This window comes from Natrialba taiwanensis DSM 12281 (assembly GCF_000337595.1).
Lineage (GTDB): Archaea > Halobacteriota > Halobacteria > Halobacteriales > Natrialbaceae > Natrialba > Natrialba taiwanensis.
The window spans coordinates 28,127-52,855 of record NZ_AOIL01000030.1 but is presented as its reverse complement, the minus strand read 5'-3'; the positions used below and the strand labels follow the sequence as shown (position 1 = coordinate 52,855).

Below are 24,729 nucleotides of genomic sequence, written 5' to 3'. Positions count from 1 at the left end.
CACCCTACGATCACGCGCACAACGTGCGGATCGACGACGATCTCTACAACCAGCGGTCGATCTGTGAGACCGTGAACTCGGTGATCAAGCACTCGTACGGCTCCGCCGTCCGAGCGCGAGCATGGTACCGTCAGTTTCGTGAAATCGCTCTCACTGCTGCCGTTTACAACGTCGAACAAGGCCATCAAACAGTGAAACCCGCTGCCCTCTGCGGATTCAATGAAGCCGCCTGTAGGGAAACAACCACCGTATTATGGGTGGCTCATTATAGATCGCTACCATGGTGCCGTCTGGACTTGAACGATTGGCTGCCTGATTGCCAAGCCAGACCCCGCCGACGGCGATTGATCTCAACAGTTAGTGGCGGTAGCTGTACGCCGCAATCGATATCGGCTATAGTAGCCACTGAAAGTCAACGCACACCTGATCGTACGAGAGTTATGTGATCAGCATGTAAATCATTTCAGACACGGTCTCTCTAAACTCGTTTTTCTCGTTAACGGCTTTGACTACCTAACTGTCCTTTCTCTCCTTTAGATATCGGTAGTCGATTCGATCAAAACTCCTGAATCCCATCAAAAGTAGTTTCAGACGCTGAAGATGCGAACCAATTGCTTCCATATGTGTGGCAGACGTGCTAACTCCAGACGTTAGAGCGATTAATTCGTTCACATTCAATCCGGTATCAATCAAATAAGAAATTGGAATATATAAAATTACAGACGAGTGATTAATTATATTATATATGAATAGTAAACAAAAGTTTTAATATTCACTAGTAATAGTTGGAATTATGAACCGTAGAAAGGTTCTACAGGCGATTGGTATTGGCGCATCAGGAGTTGGTGTGACTAGCTCTGTGACGGCTAACGAGCAATCTAATCCATATGGTGAAAATATTGACCGTATTTCAGTCACAAAATTAGAACGTAGTAAAAGAAATGAGGTAATAGAACAAATAAACACAGATAGAGATTCAAGATTTGTGCGTGAGAAAATACGAGAAAAGGGGTGGAAGATAGACTGGGATGATGTGGTAGTTCGTCGAGCGGTGGATAGAGCGGAAGATTACGTTTATGACTATGTGATAGCTAACGCCTCAAAGAAAGGTGATGGAGAATTGGACGAGGAGGAGATGGTATTCTGGTGGTTCGGCAATGCAAATACCGATCTTGGTTTAGAACAACATACCTTCGCACAGCACGTATGGAAGCAAGATAGTCTTAGTTCTAAATCAAATACAGCCTTGCTAAGAAAAATAGAGGTAAAGCTCTAATACCTATAGAAGGTGATGTTGTCGAAAGGCAGCTTGAATTGGAATCAAGCGATGAAATAGGCAGTAATGAATATCTTCCTGCCCCTGGCGGCGGCAGTGGTAGTGAAGGATGCGAAGTTGATATTGAGTTAGTTCCGGGGATAGATTGGAGTTGTTTTGCGCAGGTAATCGGCGGTTTGGTTACTACTGTTATTTCTTGTGGCTCATGTTACATAACTTTAAATCCAATTGCGTGCCTTACTTGTGCTATAGGTAGCGGTGCGACGTTGAGTACCTTCTTGGGGTGCAGGGATGATTGGAGTGATGGTGTACATATAACTGAGTGTATTGATGATAGTTTCTTTGACAAAGACGATTGGATAGTGAATTGCTCAGATTATTGACTATTAATGATGACAAGATGTTGATGACTTTTGACTTTTATGAAGAGGAAATAGAACCCATCTTGTGTTGACGGGATCCGATTTAGATCACAATGATTGTTCATGTCTACCCCCAATAGATTTAATATAATACCTGATAGTACATATACTATGCTGGAGATATCAGCCCCAAATTTTGGTACGCAGGAATTTTTAATCATAGGATTAGCCACAATTGTTATTTACAGCTATTGGAAGAATAGGACCGATTCGATTACAATGATGGTCCTTTGTATGGCTCTCTTCTGGATCATAATTAAGGTTATTGACTATTTGACACTATCAGATAATATTACAATTCTGCTATTTTTGTTCGCATTTATATGTGTGGTTGGTAATGTTTACTATGGATTAAGTCATATTGAACAACACCTTTCGAAATGATATAAACAACTATGTGTTTTATACATTATAATGCGTGAGAGTTCGCCTTACTCGACATCATCGTGCGTCAGCAGCGGTCGCTCGCGCTCGCCCGCCGGCGACTCGTAGGTGATCACCTCGAGCAGGTTCCCGTCCGGATCGAGGAAGTAGAACCCCTCGAACTCGTCCCAATCGTACGGCCCCTGCTTCGGAAACTGGCCGCCGAGTTCAGCCGTCAGCCGCTCGTACTCCTGCCGATCAGTCTCGAAGGCGACGTGGGCCTTGTCGAGCGGGTGATCGAGGCCGCGCTCGTCCCAGCCGTCGGCGCGGCCGGTTTCGGCCAGCGTGACGACGGTGTCGCCGATCTGGAACATGGCGTGTTCGCCTTTGAAATCGGACGGCTCGCGGCGGACGTTGAGCCCGAGTTCATCGCGGTAGAACTCGTAGCAGGCGGTGAGGTCGTCGACGTCGATGTTGATGTGGTCGACTGCGTGCATGGGTATCGTCAGGCCCGCGGTTCCGTTTCCGACTCGGCGACGCGCTCCGCGTAGTTCCCGATCACCTCGTCGTCCGCGTCGATGAACTCGTTCGTCCAGACCGCGTCGGGATCGATCTCACCCTCGAGCAGGTCCGTCTCGGCGAGCGTCCGGCCGAGCGTCCGCCAGCGCTCGCCCTCGTGCACGCCCCACCCCTCCGCTCGCGTCCGGTCGGTGAACTGGAGGTCGGTCGCCGCCGTCTCGAACTTGCGCTGCTCGACGGGTCGATTCCGCTCGAGCGTCGCGTTGCGTTCGACGAGCACGTCGATCGCCGCACCTGGGTCGGTCGTCGCGGCTGCCCAGCCACGGGCCGTCGCCCGGAGGAAGGAGCGGACCGTCTCCGGTTTCGCGCTTGCGAACTCGGGGTCGGTCACGATGGTCATCCCGTAGACGCCGAGGTGGTCCCCGATAGGGAGTTCGTCCGCCGTGCGGTCATGTTCGCGCTCGAGTTCGTAGCCGTTCGTGACGACGCCGACGGCGGCGTCGACCCGGCCGTCGAGGAGCTTATGCTGTACGCGATGGTGCGTGTGGTCGTCGACGCCGAGGAGGTCGACCGCTTCTGCGATTCCGGCGTCCGCGAGCAACTGGGCCGTCAAAATGCGCGTTTTGGTCGCCGACGGCGCGACAGTCCGGCCCGCGAGTTGCGCGGGTTCGGTCAGCGCCTCGCCGAACTCGTCCCGGAGGGTGTAGATCGCGGCGGGCGTCTTGCCGGTGACGGCGGCGACGGCGAGCGGGTCAAGCCCGCGACTCTGCACCGAGAGGACGGCGCTTGCGCCCGCCAGCGCGAACTCGGCCCGACCGCGGGCGGCTTGCTCGGCGGCGAAGGGCGAGCCGTGGCCCTCGACGAACCGCACGTCCAGCCCCTCGTCGTCGTAGAAGCCGCGATCGCGCGCGAGGAAGTAGGGGGCCTGAAAGCCGTTCGGCTCCCAGTTGAGTTGGAAGTCGACGGTCGTTGTCGTGTCCGGCGTCATTGCGACGGCACCTCCAGTCGGAACAGGTCGTCCGGAACGTGATCGACGCCGAGTGCCTCCGGGCCGGCGACTGCGAGCAGGTGATCGAACAACTGTTCCATCGCATCGACCGTCTCCGCGTTCCACTCGGTGACGACCATCTCCCGCCAGTGATCGCGAACGCCGCGAACGACGGCGGGATCGTTTTCGTACATGAGTTTCTCGCCCAACTCCTCCCAGAGTTCGTCGTCGGTTTGCAGGCGCTCGACGGCATCGGCGTATGCGCGCTTGAACCCCCGGATTGCTTCGGGTTGGTTTGCCAGGTAGTCCTCGCTCGTGAGGAACGTCGAGATGGGCAACGTTTGCTCGACGCCCGAAAGCCGCTGGACGAGTTCAGCCATCGGGATCGCTTCGCGGTAGGGGCCGGGTTCGACGAGTTCGGGGATGAGCTGCCAGAACTGGAGGGCGGCGTCGACCTCCCCCTCGCGCAGCAGTCGGGTGAGTTCGACTTTCGAGCCCGCCTCGACCGACGTGGCTTCGGTTTCGGGATCGAACTCGTGGAACTCGCGGCAGGCGGCCCGCGTGAGAATCCAGTTCTTGTCGAGGCGGCGGACGACGCCGATGCGGTGGCCGGGGAGGTCGGCCAGGCCGTCGATCGGCGAGTTCTCGGGGACGACGAGGCCGCCGACGGTTCGACCGTAGGGATGGACGGCGACGATGGGTGCGCCGCCGGCCCGCTCGCGCGCCGTCGAGATGTAGTCGATGTCGATCAGATCCGCGTCGCCCTGGTGCAGTTTGGCCTCGACCGTTTCGAGGCCGTCCTCGAGTTCGTCCGAGACGAGTTCGACGTCGAGGTGGAAGCCGTGGTCGTGGTCGAAGCCGTACCGCTTGATGGTGTACAGCATGTAGCGGGGGCTGCCGTTGTGTTCGAATCGGGCGCGCAGTTCCGGAAGCCTGGTCGCGTCGTCGCTCTCTGACCGAGCGGGAGCATCGTGGAGTTCGTCCAGTGCCGCTTGTTGGGTTTCGATGTCGCTAGTCATTGGCTCGAGGGGGAAACGATCGTCCTGATGTCGGCTCGGTCGTCGATCAGTTCTCGGTCTTTCATCCACTCGAGGTGGCCGTCGAGTTCGTCGGGATCGGCGAGTTCGGGGACCTCGTACTGGGGAACGGTCACCGATTCGCGAACGGTTTCGAGGTCAACGCCGTCGAAGAGAGCCGGTGCGATCTCGGCGTCCGACTCGAGCATCGCGAGGTACTGCTCGCGGAAGGCTTGCGGGTCGTCGTTGATCGCCTCGACGGCGCGGCCGTAGGCTCGCATGAAGGCGTCGAGTTCGTCGCCGGCGAGTGAGTCGGTGCCGACGATACCGATGTGGTTCTCGAAGGCGAGGACCTGCTCGAAGCCGAGGTGGTCGGCGAGGGTGCTGTGGGGATCGAGGAGCGTGACGGCGTCGGTGTCGCCGTCACGGAGCGCCTGCAGCCGCTCGGTCGGCATGCCGAAGTGTTCGAGTTCGATCTCGTCGGGGTCGACGTACTCCTCGAGCGCTTTGATGGCGGTGTACTCCTGGCCGGTCCGACGATTGACGCCGACGGGGACGCCGGCGAGGTCGGCGGGCGAGTTGATCGGCGTTTCCGGCCGCGTGTAGAGGCTATACGGGAGGTCTGCGAACGTTCCGTGGGCGACGATTTTGCCGTCATCGAGCGACCAGGTGCGCCGGAGGCTCTCCCACTTGCAGACCGGGTAGAGGTCGACGTTGTCGTCGCCGGTCAGCGTCCAGTCGGCCGGGACGTACTTCCAGTCGACCTGTTGCCGGTCTCGTTCGACCAGTTCGATGTCGAGTCCCTCGTCCTCGAAGTAGCCGCGCTCGGCTGCGACTCGTTGTGGCAGCATGAACGAGAACGGGAGGTGAAAGACGCGCAGTGCACTCTGCATGTCACTCGATGCCATACAATATGTGACGGCAACGGGCGGCATAAAACGTTTCTAGGGATCGTTTATATGCCTGTTAGCGGCGAATACAGTCATCGCTGGCTGAAGTAAGATTCACGTATCGCACCCGCTGAGCATACAGGTAACGGTAACTGATATCATGGACCACATACAGACGGCCGATGTCACCGCCGAGGAGGTTGCGGATGGCGTCTATCTCGGCGATCTCTCGATGGGCGACCGGGCGAGCATGAAATACTGGCGGATCGAACCGGGTGCAACGTTACCCGCCCACGAGCACGACAACGAGCAGATCGGCTACGTACTGTCGGGAACGCTGATAGCGATCGTCGAGGGGGACGAGGTCGTCCTCGAAGAAGGTGACGCCTACCGGTTTCCGAGCAACGAGTATCACGGGGCTGAAAATCGACACGACGAACCGGCGATCGGACTCGGCGTCCTCGCACCGCCGCGACAGCAGCCGGACTGGCGGACGAACGTCGACTGAGGACAGGGTCTCACGGCGGTCGGTTACCCCACGTTTGATCACGGCTCACCGATCCATCGAAGCGATCGACACACTGTTTTTACACCGTCCGACCGAGATGATGAACTCGTTCACGACCGCGAGCCGACACCGTAAGCGGGTGAGACAGCGGAGAACTCACTCGACTATCGCCAGTAACACGACATCCCCACCGATGGCCGAGAGACACCCGCTGAGTAGTTTCGTCAATGTGACGTTCCACTCAGCCGGTTCGACGGTTCCGGCCGACCGCGTACTCCCGATGGCGTCGAGTTGCTCTTGAAACCGAGTGATCCCGTAGGCGTGTCGTACGCCAAGGAAACCGAGTCCCACTAGAATAGTACAGCCACGATTCCGCCAATCGCGACGATAGCCTACGCTTATGTTGCTAGTTTAAAACCTCTCGTTCTCCAACCACTCTCTCCGCAGTTCCGAACCGAGGTCTCAGCCGCCCAAGCGCCACGAGTATCGCGTCAAAGGATATCAACGGTTCCCACTCCCCGGACCCGGAATCCACGCGAGAACTGAACTCGTCTCGGAGACCGCCGTAGAGACGAGCACCCGATCACAGTCCCGGCAAATCCGTTCGATACCGACTTGCGGCCGACGACAGCAGTGTTCGTCCCGCTCGACGCGCCGGGAGAGCGGCCCGCCACAGACGGGACACCGCTCCCGGAGTATCCGTAGGCCGGTGAGAATCGCTCGCCGACCCGCGGTGTCGACTGCGTCCCAGCCGTCGAGTCGCGATTCGAGTTCACGAGCGGCGGTGATGTCGGCGGCGAGGGCCGCGTCCGACGGCCACCGGGCCAGTTTCTCCCCGTCGAGTTCGACGGTTCCGACGCCGCGCCGGGTTGCGGTCTCGGCGTCGAACGCCGTCGCCACGGTCGCCGCGTCGACGGTGACGGACCCGTCGTGGTTCGTCCCGGGACCGCCAGCGATGGTCGACAATCGGTCGTCCCACTGCGTCGCAAATCCCGTCGCGAGTCGCGGTCCGTCCACCCGCTCCTCGATAACGCCGGCGGCCGAAAGCGCGCGAACCGCACCCTCGAACTCGGCGGTGTCGATCGAGGGCCGCCGATCGGCCGCCGTTTCGAACGCTGCGTGAACTCGATCGGGGAGGTATCGCCGCGTAAGGGTCGGCGTACCGGGGAGTAGGTAGCCCCGAAGCGCGATGATCCCGAGGAACGCGACGAACGCGACTGCGCCGACCGCTTCGGAGACGGCGACGCCGAGTCCAATCGCGCCGCCGAGTGCGATGGCGACGTTTCCGATCGTACACGGGAGACAGCGATTTGCGCCCGTATACTCGGGCCGCCTGAGCCGTAAAAACGCATCGGGTAGTCCGGCCATTGCCGATCACTCGGGTACCGCTTCGTGCCGAACGGGGAATATACTTGTAGTACGTTCGACATACTGTCGGGATACGATGGCATTATTTCGAACCTATCCGACTGTGACTTAGATAGCACGCCACCTGTTCGAAGTCTTTGATAATGATTATTCGTTGGCATGTGGGAGCAAACTATGTGTGGTGAGAACATGACACATGCAAATGCGAGGCGGGAGATATCAGGCGCGGAACAAACGAAACTGGCGACGCAACTCGGTGCGACCGAGGTACCCGATCGACCGGTAACGTGGAGCGGCCTGGCGGGACGGATCGAACCGGACCAATCGCCGACGCTCGAGGCCGCCGGCGCGACGATCCGAACTGAACTCGCGGAGCGACTCGACGGCGAGGTACTCGAACGCGAGCGAGACAGGCTTGCGGCCCGGATCGAGCGGCTTCCCGAGGTTCGGGAGACCGGCGTTCCGAACGAGCCCCACGGTTGTTACGAGGCGGTGGCCGACCCCGGCTGGCGGCTTTACGAGCACCTGGCGGAGGGCGAGTTCTTCGAGCGCCTCGACGAGACGCTGCCGCGGTTTACGCCCACACACATCGAGCGCACTGCGCGGGAACTGGTGCTGACGACGCCGCTTTCGGCGGCGCTCGACGACGTCGGGTTCGACGAGTCCGAGAAGACGGCGTTGCTGATCGCCGTCGCGAACGACGCCGATCGGCTCGCCCGGTGGGTGCCGTCGAACCAGATTCCGGACGGCGTCGAGTTCGATACCGAAACCGTGCCCCCTCTCCACCGGCGCGCGATGGGTGGGGCGCTGTTGTGGATTCGCGGACTCGACAGGCACCTCTGGCAAAACGAGGTGCTCGTCACCGAGGAGGTCCTTGACGCCGCCGTCGCGCACACGAAGACGATGCTGGGCGGCCTGTTCCTGTCGGCGACGGCCGCTTGCGATATCGCCACGACGGGGCGGCTCACGGACGAACAGGTGACCGCTGCGTTCGCGGCGGGGACGGCGGTACAGATCGTCGGGCAGGAGGAGCTGTTGCACGAGGTGTTCTACGTTACCGACGAGACACGCGCGCCGAGCAAACTGAGGTGAGTACGCATGGCACTTCGCAACGACAGGGCCGTTCAGGCCGCACGCGACATCGAACTGACCGAGATCGAAGACGGCTACACGCTCGTCGGTGGCCCCGACGACTCCGTCACCGAACAACACGACACCGACCGGATTCCGGAGGTCGATGTCGACCAAGAGATGCTGAGCGGGACCGGGGAGAACCCCGAGTCGTGGCTCATGTACGGCGGGAACTACGAACAGCACCGAGCGACGACCGCCGATGTCATTACGCCCGACAACGTCTCCGATCTCGAACTCGAGTACGAGCTGTCGGTCGGGACCGGTTCGAGCATGGAAGGGACACCGATCGTCGTCCCGGGCGATCCGCCGATCATGTACCAGACCAACGGACCGAACCACATGAAGGCGATCGATCCCCGCGAGGGGGAGGTCCTCTGGAGTTACACCTACGCGCCGCCGATCGGCGTCGAACTCTGCTGTGACGACAACAATCGCGGGGCGGCCGTCCTCGGCGACACGGTGTACATGACGACGCTCGACTCGGGGATCGTCGCGCTGAACCGGTACACCGGCGAGGAGGAGTGGTACACGAGCACGGCCGACCACGAAGAGGGGTACTCCGCGACGTGGGCACCGGTGATCCACGGCGGCACGATCTACACCGGCAGCGCCGGCGGCGAGTACGGCGTGCTCGGATTCATGGCCGCGCTCGATGCGGAGAGCGGCGAGATCCAGTGGCAGACCGAGACGCTCCCGGAGGACGAGTGGGTCGGCGCGAGCCGCGAGCACGGCTGCGGGACGACCTGGATGACGCCGACGATCGACGAGGACCGCGAGGTCCTCTACACGGCGGTCGCGAACCCCGGACCGGACTTCGACGGCACGGTGCGGCCGGGACCGAACTTCCCCACCTGCGGAACCATCTCGCTGGACCTCGAGAGCGGCGAGTGGGAATGGGGGTTCCAGAGTAGCCCGCACGACGTCTGGGACTACGACGCGGTCGCGCCGCGGGTGCTGATTCGCGATGTAGACGTCGATGACGGACCGTCGGAGATGGTCGTCGGTTCGGACAAGACCGGCTGGGTGTACATGATGGACGCCGAGTCCGGCCGGCTCCACGAGCGCAGCGAGGAAATCTGCCAGCACATCAATATGTGGGAGATGATCCCGCATATCAGCGAGGACGAGCGGGTTCCGTTCGTTCCCGGCGCGCCGGGCGGCAACGACTGGCAGCCCCCGTCGTACAATCCGGAGACGGGGCTGGTGTACGTTGTCCACCAGAACTATCCGCAAGACCTCTACTGGCGGTACGAAGAGTACGAGGCCGGCCACCCCTACTGGGGCGGGAACCTCGACGATCCGGCATCGGAGTTCCCCGACGACTGGAACGGTGCGATCACCGCCTTCGCCGCGGTCGATCCGGCGACAGGCGAACGCGTCTGGCGCGACTGGATCGAAAGCGAGGACGACCACTACATGTGGGGCGGCTCGTTATCGACCGCGACGGGACTCGTATTCAACGGCACTCAGAACGGTATTTTCGTCGCCTACGACGGCGAGAGCGGCGACCGGCTCTGGGAGTACGAGTTCGACGTGCCGATCAGCGCGTCGCCGATGAGCTGGTACGATCCCGGGGAGGAGAAACAGTACGTCGCCGTGCAAGTCGGCGGCAGCGGCTGGCTCCGCCAGGGGCCACGCGGCGACACGCTCGCCGTGTTCTCGATGGACGGCTGATCACGATTACGAGTACGAGTACGAATACGAATACGATTCAACAGACTCCAACCATGACGAACGACCAACGCTCACGCGACGACGTGTCCCGTCGTGGCGTACTGAGGGGAACAGCGGCGATCGCCGGAACCGCGGCGACGGCCGGGACCGCAGGCGCGTATCGCGACGAGATCGACTTCCGACTGCCGGCCACACAGAACGACGGCGAGGGGCGAACGCTCTCACTGCTCGGCATCGTCGGCGGCTGGGTCGGTGTCGCCCCGGCTGAACTCGACGGCAAATCGAACCCGCCGCTACGGCTAATCGAGGGCGAAGAACACGAAATCGTCTGGACGAACGGCGACGGCTCGAACCATAACTTCACCGTCGCTGACGAGGACGGTGAGGTGATCGACGCGACGGACTTCTTGAACGAACAGGGCGAATCGCTCTCGTTTACGATCACCGCCGACGAGGAGATGGCCGAGTACTACTGCATGCCGCACCCGGTTCAGATGCGCGGTCCGATCGAACTGGTCGACGCGGCCGAGGTCCACGAGCTACGGGTGCGAGTCGAGGATGAGAACGGCGAACCGCTCGGCGCGGAGGTGTTCGTCGGCGATCACCACTCCTTCTCCGATGTCGCCGCGCGGCCGGGACAGGAAGTAGAAGAGAGTCCGCCGTCGATCGCCCGCTTCGACATGCTCGAAGACGGCGAGTACGAACTCGAGGTCTGGACCTACGGTCACGAGCGGGTGACCGACACGGTGGCGATCGACGGCGACGATCAGGAAGTCACCGTAACGCTGCCCGCGATCGAACCCGGCGACCCGACCGAAACCTACGCGCTCCGACTCGAGGAGGGTCAGTGGGTCGGTGTCGGTCCCGACGAGATCGCCGACGAACCGAACCCGACGCTCGAGTTCGAGGCGGGCGAGACCTACGCGATCGAGTGGGAGAACGCGATCGGTCGCCACCAGCCCGAGGCGGAGAACAGGTCGACAGAACCGCTTCCAGGGCACAACCTCGCGATCGCATCCGGCGGCGAAACCAATGAGTGGAATACCCACGTCAGATCGGATTTCCTCGACGAGAGCGGCGAGACCCAGACCGTCGAGTTCGTCGCACAGGAGGAGATGGGGGCCTACCTCGACCAGTCACAACTCGATGCGATCGGCGAGGTTGTTGTCGAGTAGCCCGGAGCCTCGATCGTCATACGGCGGGTTCCCAGACCCGTCCCGCTTTGATAGGTCATCCCGGCGTCGGCTCGCGGCGTCGCTCGCGCTCGATCGTCGTCACGTAGATGCCGGCGAGAACGACGAGGCCGCCGACTACCGTGATCAGATCCGGGACCTCGGTCAGCAAGGCGAGCGCAAGCACCGTCGCGCCGACGGGTTCGCCGAGCCAGGCTACGCTGACGACGACCGATTCAATGTATTCTAATACCCAGTTGACCACCGTGTGTCCGAACACGCCGGGGCCGATCGCCATGCCGAGAAAGAGCAGCCACTCGCGGGCCGGGTACGCGACGAAGTCGTGGCCCTGCACGCCGACCAACGCGAACAGCGTCACCGCACAGGCCGTGTAGACGACGGTCACATAGGGAAACAGCGAGACGCGCTGGCGGATCGACCGCCCGGCGAGCACGTAGCCCGCGACGGTGACCGCACCGAGGACCGCAAGCGCGTTCCCGTACATCGTCGCGTCCGAGAGCGGTGCCTCGCCAGCATCACCGAACGACATCGCCGCTGCCCCGATGATCGCAATCGCGAGACCGACCACTGTCTCCCGGGAGACGCGCTCGCCAAGGACCAGCCCCGCGCCGAGCGCCACGAACAGCGGTTGGGTCTGGACGAGCGTCACGCTCGCGGCCACGCTCGTGTGATTCAAACTCTCGAACCAGGCTGCAAAATGCACCGCAAGCGCAATTCCAGCAATGACCGCGAATCCGATGTCGCGCCGAGCGAGACGACTGAACTCGTCGCGGTGCCGAGAGAGGGCGACCGGCGCGACCAGCGCCGTCGTGAACACCACCCGATAGAGAGCCGCAACTGAACTCGGGGCGGTACTCCAGCGAACCAGGATTGCACTGGTGCTCGCGGCGAAAATCGCGAACGCGAGCGCGGCGTACGGCGTCACATCGAGTTCGGACGAGCGCACGTCGTGTCGACAGTTTCGAACATCCAAACGTGTTCCGGATACGGTGCGGCGAGAGGTGGGAGGTGGGGGTGAGAGCGGTGGGCGGGAGGCGGTATGGTGGGTCGGTCAGGGCTCGTCGGGGACGCGTCTGCCGCGATAGATGCGGGCGATTTCGCGGTCGACGGCGGCGAGTTCGATGATGTCCTCCTCGGTTAGCGCTTCGGCGTCCCACTCGTCGAGATAGGCGACGGCGTCTTCGCGGGCGGCGAACGGGCGGGGGTTGAGTCCCATCGGCTCGTTATCGACGTCGTCCTCGTCGGTGACGAGCACGAAGTGGGCGTCGGTGGCGTCGATCAACTCGGTCGTTCCGAAATTGGTCGTCCAGGCGTCGCTGACCGGTGATTCGACGGGCGGGGCGGCGTAGTAGGCAAACAGGCAACCCGGCGTATCGAAGACTGCCCCCTCGCCGTTCTCGTGGGCGAGTTGGCTCTGCCACCGCGCGTAGCCCGTCGGTCGCATGTTACACACGGCGCAGTGCTGGTCGTCGGTGAACGGAATCGACTCTCCGCCCGGATGGTCGATCACCCTGTCTGCAAACGGATGCTCGTCATCGTCTTCCCCCTCCGCCCCGTCGTCACCGAATTCGCCGAGACAGCCGGCGATGCTGGTGGTAACGCCGATTCCCAGCGCGCCGAGCAATCGGCGTCTCGAGGGGCCTGTTGCCGAAGGCACAGTCATAGAACCGTCTACTCATCGCGTCCTCAAAACGGGCGTGGTTCACCTCTCGGAACCGCCCCTGCGGCGTAGCCGACCCCGTTCGAGTCGGGTGTGCTCACTGAGCGACGTGATGGTCGACAACCCAGTGTGGACGCGCTGTCGACGGGATATCGCGACGAACGTTCATCGTAGCGACCGGTTCTCTGTGAGCCGTTGTTCGACTACTGGACCGAGGAGGTTATCGGCAACTTCCGAACAATTCGCGAGGACTTCACCGGCATGGACAAAGACGACTCGACCGACTCAACCGACTCGACAGCACCCATCCACCTGCTCCTGAACTCGTCGACGGCTCGACCGGACCCGCCGCACCACTGCTCATTACCGGTGGCCTCGCCGTTTGCTCGCTCGTTGTCTCCCTACTCGGGATAAACACAGCGATCCTTCTGCGGGATCGGTTCGAACGCCGATAAGCGAACTTCGGCTCTGAGCAGTATCGCATACTGCTCGCCACAATCGATCAATACGACGACCGTTCAGCAGGAAGACACCGGATAGACTCACTGCAAACGATTTCGCTCGTGTCCACCCCACGACGCCACCCGGCTGCCCCCACCGCCGAACGCAGGCTGCGGTCCCGAGGCCGAGACACAGCGATACAATCAGTGCAGTCCGATCGTCCTACTTGAGTCGCTCCTGCAGAAACGAGGGATGGGCCGCGGTCACGCCCTCGATCTCGAGCAGCGTCGACGAGATGAACTCGCCGAGCGCGTCGCCGTCTTCGGCGCGGACCTCGGCCATCAGCATGTGGTCGCCACTCGAACTGTACAGCGCCTCGATCTCCGCCAGACTCTTGAGTTCTTTCGTCACTTCGACGTAGCGTTCGCTCGCAACGTCCAGTCCGACCAGTGCGATCGTCTTGCTTGAGAGCTTTTTCGGATCGATCTCGGCGGAGTAGCCGACGATTACGCCCTCCTCTTCGAGTTGATTGATATACTTGCGAACCGTCGGCTTCGAGACATCCGCCCGTTTGGCGATTTCGGCGTACGACGCCTGGGCGTCCTCCTCGAGGGCCTCGAGAATACGATCTTCCGTCGCCTGCGTACTCATAGTAGACAGTTTTGCTCCGATGGGAAAATATCTTTTGTATACGAAAACGTCGGATTGCCTAGCGGAACGTCCCGGCTCGCGGCCCGATGCGGCGTTTCACGGCGCAGATGCACTCGATCGATTTAGAGACGACTCATCGGTGAAATAATAGGGGAGGCCGATTAATTCCCGCTATGTCCCCTCGTGACGGCGATCGTGCGCACGTCGGTCCACGACTCGTACTCGCGCTCGGTCTCATCCCTCTTTTACTCCTTACAGCGGGCTGTACCAGCCCCTTTACCGACGATCTCTCCGACGACGACATCGAAACTGAACTCGACGAGGCGACGCCGCCCGACGAGTTCAGTGCGACGGTCGAGGTTCGCGAGGTGATCGACGGGGAGACGAGTACAGAGACCGAGACCGTCTGGTTGCGTGCGGACGGAGCGAGTCGTGTCGAAACGGAACCGGAAACAGAATCGGAAACAGGGTCGGCGGCAAACGATACCAGTGTCCTTGTCGTTACCGACGGTGAAACGCGCTGGCATTACGACCGCGAGACCGAGACGGTGACACAACTGGAACGTGATTCCAATACGTCGTCCTGGCTTGACGGCCTCTATGCCCAGCAAGATCGCTACATCGAGGCCTACGATATCGCCGACGTGACGGAAGCCAGCGTCGACGGCCGCGACAGCTATCGTGTCACGTTTGAACCGCCGGCAAACGAGACGGTCGAACAATCGCTCGACATCCTCGTCGGGCAGACGGAGTACGCCGTTCCGCTGTCGACCAGCGAACAGCCGGAAGAACGCGGTGTCGACCGCGTCGAGGTCTGGTTCGACCAGGAGACGATGTTTCCCCTGAAACACCTCGTCGAGGGCGAGGAGGGCGATCTTGTCCTCGAGACGACCTATCGCAACGTCTCTGTCGATCCTGAACCGCCGCTCGACGACGACTTATTCGAGTTCAGTCCGCCGGCGGATGCGGCTATCGAGGACGGCGAGACGGGATCGGAGTCCGGACCGGGAGCGGAAACGGCGACGAACACGAATTCGAGCGATAATGCAACGCCGTCGGAGTCGACTGGGGATGGAACCGGTGACGGTACCGGTGAGAGCGATACTACCGGTAGCGGAGATGGTGACGGTGATAGCGGTGACGGTGACAGTGGTAGCGGTGGTACAATCGCCCTCCCGTCGATCGATCACTACGACTCCATCACGGCTGCCGATGAAACGGTCTCGTTCCCCGTCGCTGAGCCACCGTCGGACGCCCTTCCGGCAGCAGTCGAACGCGAGCGCATCAGCAGATACGAGTTCCCGGACGAGGACCGCCGACAGGTGACACTGTTATACGCCGCCGACGATACCGGCGGCACGATCTCGGTGACGACCAGCGACGGGCCTCGGACGTTTGCAATGGACGGCTCCAAACTCCCGATCGGCGATGTGACGGGATCGATCGCCCACACCGACGAGGGAACCGAACTCCAGTGGGCCTGCGGCGAGCACTACCGCTCCGTGTTCGTCAGCCACGAGTTCGAGAACGGGACGGCGATCGAACTCGCGCGGGCGATCGGCTGTCAGTAGGAGGACAGCGATTGCCGGCGCTCTTGTCTGGTGGCTGGTATCGAAGTGAACTCGGCTCTCGGCTGGACGAATCCGCAACTGAGCAGCTGTGAGTCGCGCGCAAAAATCGGAATGCGTCGAATCGCGATCCTCGCGTTACGTGTGACGCTCGAGGAGGTCGTAGCTGCGCTCCCACTCGGCGTCGTCGTCGAAGTAGCGCTCTGCGAGCGGCTGGTCGGGCATCTCGCCGACTGCCTTCTTCTCCTGTGAGTACGACGGTCGGTCCTCGTCGACGTAGTACCGGCCCGTCAGAACCGTCCCCTCGTTGAGGACGTTCTCCGTTTCGCGCATCATCTCGGCGGCTTCCTCACGGTTCGTGGTGTCGAACTCGTAGTCGTCGGACTCCTGGACGTCGATGTAGGGGACGTACTGGCGCGCGTCCTTGTTCCAGGTCGGACACTGGGTGAGGAAGTCGATGTGGGCGAAGCCGTCGTGTTCGATGGCTTCCTTGATGATCTCTTTGGCCTGGTTCGGGTTGACCGCGGCGGTGCGGGCGACGTAGCTCGCACCGGCGTTCAGCGACATCGACAGCGGGCGAAGCGGCGTCTTCGCGCTGCCGGACGGCTGGGTCTTGGACTTGTGGCCCTTGGGGCTGGTCGGGGAGGTCTGGCCCTTCGTCAGCCCGAAGATCTCGTTGTTGAACACGATGTAGGTCATGTCGTGGTTCTCCCGGGCCGAGTGGATGAAGTGGTTGCCGCCGATCCCGTAGCCGTCGCCGTCGCCGCCGGCGGCGATGACTTCGAGTTCGGGATTGGCGAGTTTGGCGGCCCGGGCGACGGGCAGCGCACGGCCGTGGATCGTGTGGAAACCGTACGTATCGAGGTAGCTGTTCAGTTTGCCGGAACAGCCGATCCCGGTGACGGTTAGCACTTCCTCGGGCGTCTTGCCGGCTTCCGGGAGGGCTTGCTTCAGCGCTTTGAGGACGCCGAAGTCGCCACAGCCCGGACACCAGGTCGGCTGCGGTTCGATACCGGGCGTGTACTCGTCCCGGTCGATCTCTCGTTCGTCTCCGATTGCGTTGAAAGCACTCATTGGTTAGTCACCTGCAGCGGGTTCGATTCGTACCTGTGCAGTCGGTTCGCGGTCCTCGTCGGCGAGGTTGACCTCGTATCCCTCGACGATCTCCGCTGGTTCGAACGGGTTGCCGTTGTACTTGAGCAGGCTCGTGAGTTTCTCGCCGAAGCGGCCGAGTTCCTTCTGGAGCAGGCCGCGGAACTGGGCGGTGGCGTTCATCTCGACGACCATCGCCTCGTCGACGCTCTCGACGAACTCGGTCACTTCCCGCTCCGGGAACGGCACCATGTCGGAGACGCTGAGGCCCTTGACGGAGTGGCCGTTCTCGTTCAGCCGCTCGATGGCTTCCTCGACGGCACCCTGGCTCGAGCCCCACGTGATGATGCCGTACTCGGCGTCGTCCTCGCCGAAGTAGGTCTGGGTGGACTCGCGTTCCTCGTCGAGTTCCTCACGGATGGACTCGAGTTTCTCGAGGCGGCGGTCCATCTGGTGGACGCGGTTGTCGGGGTCCTCACTGATGTGCCCGACCGGGTTGTGCTCGTTCCCGGTCGCGAGGTAGCGTCCGTCCTTCTGGCCGGGCAGCGAGCGCGGCGCGACGCCGTTCTCGGCGTCCTCGTGGTTGAACCGCTTGAACTTCCCGGAGTTGTCGTGTGCGGCCTCCCGAAGTTCCTCCTCGGTCAGCGTCGAGCCCAGATCCGGCGACGGTTCGCGGTCGAAGAACTCGACGTCGACGTTGGTGTTCTCGCCGGAGAGCTTCTGGTCGTAGATGATGATCGTCGGGATCTGGTAGTCCCAGGCGATGTCGAAGGCCAGTCGCGTCTGCTCGTAGGCCTCCTCGATGTTCCCGGGCGCGAAGACGACGCGCTGAGAGTCGCCCTGGCTGGTGTAGAGGACGTGCTCTAAGTCGCCCTGTTCGGGCTTGGTCGGCATCCCGGTCGACGGACCGGCGCGCATCGCCTCGATCAGGACGAGCGGCGTCTCGGTCATCTCGGCGAGACCGAGCGGTTCGCTCATCAGCGCGAAGCCGCCGCCGGAAGACCCGGACATGGCCTTCACGCCGGCATGGCTCGCGCCGACCGCGAGGGCCGCGGCGGCGATTTCGTCTTCGACCTGCTCGGAGACGCCGCCCATGTCGGGGAAGTTCTGGCTGAGGATGGTGAACACGTCCGTCCACGGCGTCATCGGGTAGCCGCTGATGAACCGACAGCCGGCGTCGATGGCACCGTAGGCGATCGCGTTCGAGCCCGACAGCAGCGCCTGCTCGGCGTCGTGTTCGCCCGTGGGTGCTCGAAGATCGTGGTTGAACTCGTACTCCTCGTTGACGCTGTCGTAGGCCTCGTGGAGGATCTCGATGTTCGCTTCGAGCACGTCGCCGCCCATGGCGTCTTCCATGAGGTCCTCGATGTGCTCGAGTTCCATGTCGAGCAGTGCGGCGGTCGCGCCGACGCCGGCGGTGTTGCGCATGACCTCGCGGCCATGTTCCTTGGCGAGTCCGCGCAGGTCGAGCGGGTAGACGTGCCAGTCGTTCTCTTCGGCGCGCGCTTCGAGGTCGAGGGCCTCGATGTCGTCCTCGCCGATGAGCCCCTCGTCGTAGATGATGACCCCGCCTTCGCGGAGGTCATCCAGGTTCTCCGAGAGCGGCTTGATCTCCTCATTGCCGTAGTAGGCTTCTTCCTGCGGATTACGGGCGAACGAGTCCCCCAGTGCGAGCAGGAAGTTGTAGCCGTCCCCGCGTGACTGTACCTCGTGTGCTGCGGCCCGGATCTCGACGTAGGTGTGGCCGCCACGGATTCGCGATGGGTAGTGGCGGTGTGTGAATACGTTGAGCCCCGAGCGCATCAGCGCTTTCGCGAAGTTCTGGCTCGTCGAGTCGATCCCGTCGCCGGAACCCCCTGCGATTCGCCAGATAAGTTCGTCGTCGCTCATAGCTAAATCAGTGGCCGGTGGGCCAACCGTAGCGGAGATTTGCCCCACTTACCCTAAAGCCTTTGCTATAGATTAACAAGGATCTATCGTTAAGAATGTGTGCTCGCCAGCCGATCTCTTACTAACAATAATTATTATGGTGGCGGAAATGTACAGAAATGTCCATCTTTTCGACTACACCGACCACCCAAACGTGTGTGAAATCCGATAGTCACTCGTACCGAAACGAACACGTTCGGGTCTATCTACTCGGGTGTTTTTTGCATCTCAAGTAACGGATATCGAGTTCTTTTGTCGGCGTTTCCACTCCGGTCATACTGACTCATCTCGACCGACCTATCATCTACCGTATAGTTCGACGCGAGCATCGGCCTCCCGTTCCATCACTCTCGAAGGGCGGCCAGTTCGACGAGTTCGAGTTCAGACTCCGCGAGGAACTCCTCGAGAAACGCGGCCCGATCACCGATCTCGGCCGGGCGGTGGGAATCCGACCCGACCGTGATCGGAACGTCGAACTCGCGCAGCGTTCGGCTGAACTCGGGTGCGGGGTGGACGATTTCCGCGTCGGTCAGCGCGCGGCCGGCGTTCAGTTCCGGGACGGTTCGCGAGTTCGCAAACGCTCGTGCGACCTGCCGGTAGTGGTCCGTCGTTGCCCGGCCGCGCAACGGCAGCGTGCGTTCGATCAAGTCGACATGGGCGGCGATGTCGAACAGTTCCGACTTGATCAGCGAAACGAGCGTCTCGAAGTACTCGTCGACGACGGCGTTCAGTTCCTCGGCGGACAGGTCATCGAACAGCGACGGCACTTGGACGTTCTTGCCGGCGACGGCGTGGACGCTCCCGAGGCTGTAATCGAAGTCAGCCTCGGCGAGGAACGCTTCGATGGCGGCCTCGTCGCGCGGGTCGTAGTCCATCTCGACCGCGTCGTAGACCGGGATCGACGCCGTTTCGCGAACACGCTCGATCGCCTGCCGCCGTCGCTCGTAGGTCAGATCGAGGTTGAACCCGTGGAGGTTTCGCATCGCCGCCGCGGATTCTCGCTCGGCGACGTTGCAGTGATCGACGATGCCGATGCCCTCGAGCGGGGTCTCGTCGGCAGCGCGGACCATTCGCCTGAGAAAGCTTCCGTCCGAGTAATTCGAGTGGACGTGAAGGTCCTTCATACGTGATCCACGCAGGACGACGGGTTAGGTGTTGTGCCCAGTCCGATCGTGGTCGTCGGCCAACGCGCGGGCATTTCGCCGGTTTTTCTTCGCCTCGCCTGCTGCACTCGTCGCTGCGCCGGACGGGACATTTACGTTCCTGTCGTACGAACGATCGACGGATGGTGTCCCGTCACTGGCTGTACTTCGGCGGCTTCGCGATAACCGGGCTGCTACTGGTTGGTACCGGTTTGCTGGGCCTTCTGGACGCCCTGTCGGTGATAGCCGACGGCGCGTCCTACAGCGAGGAGTTCGTGGTGCTTGCGATGCTCGCGGAAGCCCGCGAGTGGGTCGTCGTAACGCTCGTCCTCGGCCTGCTCGCGGCGGCGTTTCTCGCGGCGACCGTCGTCTCCGTCCTCCGACACGCGTCACTTCCTCGCAGCGACCGACTGGTCGCTCTGGTCGAGCGACTCGAGTACCGGTATCCGATACTGCGGCAGTTCGACGCCTCGCAGCGAGTGGAACCGACGACCGACGACCGCAAACAACGGCTCAAAGAGCAGTACGTCGCGGGCGAAATCAGCGACGACGCGTTCGAACGCGAGATGGCGCAACTGATGGACGACGATTCTTCGGATGCGAACGCGGACGCAAACACGAACGTGAACGCGAACGCGAATGCAAATGTGAACGCGAACGCCGACGCCAAGATGAACTCGGGGTCGAAACCTGCGACGGCAATCGATCTCGAAGAGTGAGCACGAGAGACGAAACACCGCCCGACGCGTGCGAGTGACGACTATTCGTTTCGCGGATTGCTCGGGTGGTAATCCGTGTCGTACGTTCCGGGCTGGTCGTCGACGCGGTCGGGGTTCATCCGGCCCGACAGGAACATGAAGTCGACGAGCGTCAGCGCGAGCATCGCCTCAACGACGGGGACGCCACGCGGCGGCAGAACGGGATCGTGTCGGCCGATCACCTTCTCCTCTTTCAGTTCGCCCGTCTCCCAGTCCGCGGTCTGCTGGGACTTCGGAATCGAGGTCGGCGCGTGCAGCGTCACCTCGCCGTAGATCGGCTCTCCCGAACTGATGCCGCCCTGGATACCGCCGTGGTCGTTCTCCACGGGCGTCGGGTTGCCGTCCTCGTCGAACTCCCAGTCGTCGTTTCGCTCCTTGCCGGTCCACTCCCGAGCCTCGCGGCCCAGCCCGAACTCGAATGCCGTCGTCGCCGGCACCGCCATCATCGCCTGGCCGAGCCGCGCCGAGAGAGAGTCAAAGCGCGGCGCACCGAGGCCGACGGGGACGCCCTGGGCCTCGAAGTAGATGCTCCCGCCGATGGAGTCGCCTTCTTCCTGGTAGTCCGCGATCAACTCCTGCATCTCGTCGGCGGTCTCTGGGTGGGCACAGCGCACGTCGTTTTCCTCGCTGTGCGCTTTAATCTCCTCGAAGCTCACCTCGGGTGCCTCGATGTCTCCGATCTGGTTGACGTGGGCCTTGAGTTCGATGCCCTCGCGTGCGAGCAGTTTCTTCGCGATCGCGCCCGCGGCGACCCAGTTGACGGTTTCGCGGGCGGAGGAGCGGCCGCCGCCACCCCAGTTGCGGGTCCCGAACTTCGCCGAATAGGTGAAATCGCCGTGACTCGGCCGCGGCGCGGTGATAAAGGGCTCGTACTTCCCCGAGCGGGCGTCCTTGTTCTGGATGACCAGACCGATCGGCGTGCCGGTCGTGTAGCCGTCCTGAATCCCGGACTTGATCGACACGTCGTCCGGTTCGCCGCGACTGGTCGTGATCATCGACTGACCCGGCTTTCGCCGATCGAGATCCGCCTGAATGTCCTCCTCGGAGAGTTCGAGACCGGCGGGACAGCCGGAGATGGTACACCCCATCGCCTCGCCGTGGCTCTCGCCGAACGTGGTCACCTGAAAGAGCCGACCGAAACGGTTGCCGTTCATTGTCGGCCCCTCGGAGACGCGGATACTTAGCCCTGCAGGATCCCTGCGAATTTTCGCCGGTGACCGTTCGCCCGCTCGCTCGTCCCGCCCCCGATGCAGAGTGAATGGGGCGGTTGCGATTGGCGTTCGGGACACTCACGACGAGTTCGCATGCGACTCGCGGAGGGAATCGAGTCGCGCGGCCGCGAACGGAACCAGCATCTCCTAACGTGGCGGCGAGCGTCGCGGCTACCGTTCTCGGTCAATCGAAGCGCCCAGGTCCGACAGCATGTCGAAGAAGCCGGGGAAGGAGACATCGACATGGTCAGCGCCGACGACGGTTGTCTCGCCCTCGGCGACGAGTCCCGCCAGCGCGAGCGCCATGATCACTCGGTGGTCGTTCCGGCCGTCGACGGTTCCACCGGTGAGTTCGGAGTCGCCGCCGTGGATTGTCAGCGAGTCCTGTGTTTCGGTCGTTTCGACGCCGAGCGTGGCGAGTTCGTCGGCCATCGCGCTGACGCGGTCGGTTTCTTTGTATCGGACGTGTTCGGCGTTCGTAATCCGCGTTTCACCGTCGGCGACGGCTCCGAGCGTGGCGATCGTTGGGAGGAGGTCCGGCGTGTCCTCGACGGAGACCTCGATGCCCTCGAGCTCGCCGGCGGTGACGTCGATAGTGCCCGCGTCGCGGTCCCAGTCGACGGCCGCACCCATGCGGTCGACGATGTTGACGATGGCTGTGTCGCCCTGCGCGCTCGGGTGTGCACCGTCGATTCGGACGCCGTCCTCGCTCGCGATCGCGCCCGCGGCAAGCGGGTACGAGATCGACGAGAAGTCGCCGGGGACGGCGTATGTGCCACCGGCCGCGTCGTAGGTTTGGCCGCCGTCGACCGCGAACCCGAGTTCAGTCTTGCGGGCGTCGACGCCGAACGCTGCGAGTACCTCGAGCGTGATGTCGACGTAGGGGGCGGATTTGAGTTCGGTTTCGAGTTCGATTTCGAGTCCGTCCTCGGTGATCGCACCGGCGAGCAGCAAGGCCGTGATGTACTGGGAGGACACGTCGCCGGGGATCGACACGCGGCCACCGGAGATGGGGCCGGTGACGACGAGCGGTGCTTGGCCGTTGCCGCGGGTGCTCGTCGCCTCGCCGCCGAGGTCGGTGATGGCTTCGAGCAGCGGCCCCTGGGGCCGTGAGCGAAGCGATTCGTCGCCGGTGAGTACCGACGTACCATCGGCGAGGGCGGCCGTTGCGGTGACGAGGCGCATCGTGGTCCCGCTGTTGCCGCAGTCGATAACGTCCGCTGGAACGTGGGGGCGACCATCGAACCCCTCGATTTCGAGCGTCTCTCCGCGTCGGTTGACCGTCCCGCCGAAGCGTTCGACGGCACGCGCTGTCGCCTGGGTGTCAGCACTCCAGAGAGCGTCCCGAACGGTCGTCTGATCGGCGTAGCCCGCAACGAGGATCGCCCGGTGCGTGTAGCTCTTCGAGGGCGGTGCCCGCGCGAGGCCCCGAACGCGCGAGGGTGTGATCGTGACGTTCATGCTCGGGGTGTCGGCCGGCCACCCTATACCGGTATCGGTCGCGCCAGTATCTGTCTCGCTGTCGACTCGATCCCTCGTTGTCTCTCCCGGTCACGAACAGCCGATGGACGCAGCGACATCGACGAGCGGTTCCTCGACGGTCACGCTCGACACCTCGTAGCTCAGATCTGAACACGTCCAGAAGTAGCTATCAATCCTTCCACGCCGACGATAGGCTGTGTGGCCGTCGATCTCCGTCTCTTCGAGCAAATTCGGCTTGAACTGCTGATCCGTCTGTACGGCGACGTAGATCTCCCGATCGGGGCGATCCGAATCGACGTACCACAGCGTCGTCACCGGGCCGGACTGGCGCACGCTTTCGACGACGGTCACGCGATCGAGTTCGTACGCGTCCGGCACGTCAGGATCGGGAATCTCGTACGGGACGGTCGCCGCGGCCGCCTCTCGCGACTCGTAGATCCCCTCCGGTTCGTCGCCGAGCGTGCCGACCTCCGCGTCTTCGGGCGGCTCGTAGACGAACGTGTCCGGATCGAGTCCGTCGTTGATCGCGAGATCCTCGTAGGTCACCGTCAGTCGGTGAAGGAGCGTCCCGTCCGCGTCGCGAACGACATCCTGTTCTTTGATCGGATAGCTGAACTCGTCGTCGATCCAGACGGTTCGTGAGACGGCCAATTCCTCGCCGTCGAGTTCATCGTCGGTCGTCTCGGTTTCGTTCTCGCTTCCGTTTTCGCTTTCAGCAGTAGCATCGGTATCGGACGATCCCCCCAGTGGAATTCGATAGACCGTCTCGCCGACGAGGAGTTCGATCGCGCGACCGTCGGCGTCGTCGGATAGCCCGGTCCCCGTTGGTACCGCGTCGATGCGATGTGTTTCGCGGCCGTCGACGGTGTCGGTCCCCTCGTACGTGAGTTCGTAGTCCTCGAGCAGATCCCTGAGAACGAGTCGCGGGCCGTCGGCGACGACTTTGTTCGGATGGTAGCGTTTCCAGACGAAGTTCTCCTCGGGGTAGTAGTCCCAGGAGAGTTCGCGATTCGTGACCGAAACCGTCCCCGCCGGCGGGTCGCCGTCGTCGGAGCGCAGGACGGTTCGGCGTTTTTCGGCCGGCGGCCGTCGGGAGATGGATTCGGTCTGTGTCGTCGTTTCCGCCGGCGTTTCGGCCGTCAGGTGCCGCCGAGCCTGGAGGTCGGTCAGCTCGAGACGGGTCTCGATCGCGGCTTCGACGAGTTCCGAGCCCGTTCGGCCCTCGTTCGGCTCCGCTGGCGTAAGACAGCCAGCAAGCGCGGCGAGCGTCCCCGTGGTGAGGAGTCGGCGGCGGCGCATACACGTGGCTTGGAATCGTCAGTGATAAGTCTATGGTTTCAACTGATCGCGTAATGAATAGATCGCAATAATTGCCGTTCCGAGTCGCGGTGGCATCGTCCGCTGCGGGCGATTTCGACCCGGTCGGTTCGGCCGCCGAGCACCG

The 24,729-nt window shown here is 62.2% G+C and carries 23 protein-coding genes and 1 pseudogene; 9 read left to right on the top strand and 15 right to left on the bottom strand.

Annotation, left to right across the window (positions count from 1 at the left end; all coding sequences use genetic code 11):
- Both C484_RS22225 and C484_RS22925 read left to right on the top strand, forming a co-directional pair.
- Positions 1 to 179, top strand: a pseudogene (locus C484_RS22225) (transposase); the annotation flags it as partial.
- 614 nt (positions 180 to 793) lie between these two features.
- Complete coding sequence (locus tag C484_RS22925) at positions 794 to 1,276, top strand: hypothetical protein (protein WP_152422676.1); 483 nt, start codon at positions 794 to 796, stop codon at positions 1,274 to 1,276.
- Positions 1,277 to 2,129: 853 nt separating this feature from the next.
- On the opposite strand, the gene C484_RS08895 is transcribed toward C484_RS22925, so the two are convergent.
- Genes C484_RS08895 through C484_RS08880 form a run of 4 tightly spaced genes read right to left on the bottom strand, consistent with a single transcriptional unit; the run spans position 2,130 to position 5,492 of the window.
- Positions 2,130 to 2,558: a VOC family protein gene (locus C484_RS08895; RefSeq protein ID WP_006825601.1), complete on the bottom strand. Its 429-nt coding sequence runs from the start codon at positions 2,556 to 2,558 to the stop codon at positions 2,130 to 2,132.
- An 8-nt stretch (positions 2,559 to 2,566) separates the two neighbouring features.
- A complete protein-coding gene (locus C484_RS08890; protein ID WP_006825600.1) occupies positions 2,567 to 3,568 on the bottom strand; it encodes an ABC transporter substrate-binding protein in 1,002 nt (333 codons plus the stop codon).
- A complete protein-coding gene (locus C484_RS08885) occupies positions 3,565 to 4,587 on the bottom strand; it encodes an ABC transporter substrate-binding protein (protein WP_006825599.1) in 1,023 nt (340 codons plus the stop codon). Before C484_RS08885 ends, C484_RS08890 begins: the two co-directional genes overlap by 4 nt.
- Positions 4,584 to 5,492 carry an ABC transporter substrate-binding protein gene (locus C484_RS08880; protein ID WP_049915193.1) on the bottom strand — a complete coding sequence of 303 codons (909 nt, stop codon included), beginning with the start codon at positions 5,490 to 5,492 and terminating at the stop codon, positions 4,584 to 4,586. Before C484_RS08880 ends, C484_RS08885 begins: the two co-directional genes overlap by 4 nt.
- 142 nt (positions 5,493 to 5,634) lie before the next feature.
- Between C484_RS08880 and C484_RS08875 the strand changes: the two genes are divergently transcribed.
- Complete coding sequence (locus tag C484_RS08875) at positions 5,635 to 5,982, top strand: cupin domain-containing protein (protein ID WP_006825597.1); 348 nt, start codon at positions 5,635 to 5,637, stop codon at positions 5,980 to 5,982.
- 156 nt (positions 5,983 to 6,138) lie between these two features.
- Here C484_RS08875 and C484_RS08870 read toward each other — a convergent pair whose 3' ends face one another.
- Together C484_RS08870 and C484_RS08865 are read right to left on the bottom strand one after the other, a co-directional pair.
- The gene (locus C484_RS08870; protein WP_006825596.1) at positions 6,139 to 6,333 is read right to left on the bottom strand and encodes a hypothetical protein; all 195 of its coding nucleotides are present in this window, start codon (positions 6,331 to 6,333) and stop codon (positions 6,139 to 6,141) included.
- A gap of 150 nt (positions 6,334 to 6,483) precedes the next feature.
- On the bottom strand, positions 6,484 to 7,350 hold the full coding sequence (locus tag C484_RS08865; RefSeq protein WP_006825595.1) for a hypothetical protein: 867 nt from the start codon (positions 7,348 to 7,350) through the stop codon (positions 6,484 to 6,486).
- Between the two features lie 174 nt (positions 7,351 to 7,524).
- Between C484_RS08865 and C484_RS08860 the strand changes: the two genes are divergently transcribed.
- Genes C484_RS08860 through C484_RS08850 form a run of 3 tightly spaced genes read left to right on the top strand, consistent with a single transcriptional unit; the run spans position 7,525 to position 11,333 of the window.
- Positions 7,525 to 8,442: a hypothetical protein gene (locus tag C484_RS08860; RefSeq protein WP_006825594.1), complete on the top strand. Its 918-nt coding sequence runs from the start codon at positions 7,525 to 7,527 to the stop codon at positions 8,440 to 8,442.
- A gap of 6 nt (positions 8,443 to 8,448) precedes the next feature.
- The gene (locus C484_RS08855) at positions 8,449 to 10,158 is read left to right on the top strand and encodes a pyrroloquinoline quinone-dependent dehydrogenase (RefSeq protein WP_006825593.1); all 1,710 of its coding nucleotides are present in this window, start codon (positions 8,449 to 8,451) and stop codon (positions 10,156 to 10,158) included.
- Positions 10,159 to 10,211: 53 nt separating this feature from the next.
- Positions 10,212 to 11,333 carry a cupredoxin domain-containing protein gene (locus C484_RS08850; protein ID WP_006825592.1) on the top strand — a complete coding sequence of 374 codons (1,122 nt, stop codon included), beginning with the start codon at positions 10,212 to 10,214 and terminating at the stop codon, positions 11,331 to 11,333.
- A 55-nt stretch (positions 11,334 to 11,388) separates the two neighbouring features.
- Here the strand turns inward: C484_RS08850 and C484_RS08845 are convergent, their stop codons facing one another.
- Together C484_RS08845 and C484_RS08840 are read right to left on the bottom strand one after the other, a co-directional pair.
- Positions 11,389 to 12,297, bottom strand: coding sequence for a DMT family transporter (locus C484_RS08845; protein ID WP_006825591.1), 909 nt, complete (start codon positions 12,295 to 12,297; stop codon positions 11,389 to 11,391).
- Between the two features lie 105 nt (positions 12,298 to 12,402).
- Entirely contained in the window at positions 12,403 to 13,014 is a 612-nt protein-coding gene (locus C484_RS08840) for a nitrous oxide reductase accessory protein NosL (RefSeq protein WP_049915189.1), read from the bottom strand.
- Between the two features lie 192 nt (positions 13,015 to 13,206).
- Here C484_RS08840 and C484_RS08835 point away from each other — a divergent pair, with 192 nt between their 5' ends.
- A complete protein-coding gene (locus C484_RS08835) occupies positions 13,207 to 13,425 on the top strand; it encodes a hypothetical protein (protein ID WP_006825589.1) in 219 nt (72 codons plus the stop codon).
- Positions 13,426 to 13,674: 249 nt separating this feature from the next.
- On the opposite strand, the gene lrpA1 is transcribed toward C484_RS08835, so the two are convergent.
- Positions 13,675 to 14,103: an HTH-type transcriptional regulator LrpA1 gene (lrpA1, locus tag C484_RS08830; protein ID WP_006825588.1), complete on the bottom strand. Its 429-nt coding sequence runs from the start codon at positions 14,101 to 14,103 to the stop codon at positions 13,675 to 13,677.
- Between the two features lie 173 nt (positions 14,104 to 14,276).
- Here lrpA1 and C484_RS08825 point away from each other — a divergent pair, with 173 nt between their 5' ends.
- Positions 14,277 to 15,674, top strand: a complete 1,398-nt coding sequence (locus C484_RS08825; protein WP_006825587.1) for a LolA family protein — start codon at positions 14,277 to 14,279, stop codon at positions 15,672 to 15,674.
- A 135-nt stretch (positions 15,675 to 15,809) separates the two neighbouring features.
- On the opposite strand, the gene C484_RS08820 is transcribed toward C484_RS08825, so the two are convergent.
- The 3 genes from C484_RS08820 to C484_RS08810 all read right to left on the bottom strand — a co-directional run bounded on the left by C484_RS08820 (position 15,810) and on the right by C484_RS08810 (position 19,816).
- Entirely contained in the window at positions 15,810 to 16,745 is a 936-nt protein-coding gene (locus C484_RS08820; RefSeq protein WP_006825586.1) for a thiamine pyrophosphate-dependent enzyme, read from the bottom strand.
- Between the two features lie 3 nt (positions 16,746 to 16,748).
- A complete protein-coding gene (locus tag C484_RS08815; RefSeq protein ID WP_006825585.1) occupies positions 16,749 to 18,653 on the bottom strand; it encodes a 2-oxoacid:acceptor oxidoreductase subunit alpha in 1,905 nt (634 codons plus the stop codon).
- A 383-nt stretch (positions 18,654 to 19,036) separates the two neighbouring features.
- Positions 19,037 to 19,816, bottom strand: a complete 780-nt coding sequence (locus C484_RS08810) for a PHP domain-containing protein (RefSeq protein ID WP_049915186.1) — start codon at positions 19,814 to 19,816, stop codon at positions 19,037 to 19,039.
- A gap of 161 nt (positions 19,817 to 19,977) precedes the next feature.
- On the opposite strand from C484_RS08810, the gene C484_RS08805 reads away from it, so the two are divergent.
- Positions 19,978 to 20,553, top strand: a complete 576-nt coding sequence (locus C484_RS08805) for a hypothetical protein (protein ID WP_006825583.1) — start codon at positions 19,978 to 19,980, stop codon at positions 20,551 to 20,553.
- Between the two features lie 41 nt (positions 20,554 to 20,594).
- On the opposite strand, the gene aroC is transcribed toward C484_RS08805, so the two are convergent.
- The 3 genes from aroC to C484_RS08790 form a co-directional block, all read right to left on the bottom strand.
- Positions 20,595 to 21,746 (bottom strand): chorismate synthase, encoded by a 1,152-nt coding sequence (gene aroC, locus C484_RS08800; RefSeq protein WP_006825582.1) that lies wholly within the window; start codon positions 21,744 to 21,746, stop codon positions 20,595 to 20,597.
- A 228-nt stretch (positions 21,747 to 21,974) separates the two neighbouring features.
- On the bottom strand, positions 21,975 to 23,264 hold the full coding sequence (gene aroA, locus C484_RS08795) for a 3-phosphoshikimate 1-carboxyvinyltransferase (protein WP_006825581.1): 1,290 nt from the start codon (positions 23,262 to 23,264) through the stop codon (positions 21,975 to 21,977).
- Positions 23,265 to 23,354: 90 nt separating this feature from the next.
- Complete coding sequence (locus C484_RS08790; RefSeq protein WP_006825580.1) at positions 23,355 to 24,584, bottom strand: LolA family protein; 1,230 nt, start codon at positions 24,582 to 24,584, stop codon at positions 23,355 to 23,357.
- Positions 24,585 to 24,729 lie beyond the last annotated feature (145 nt).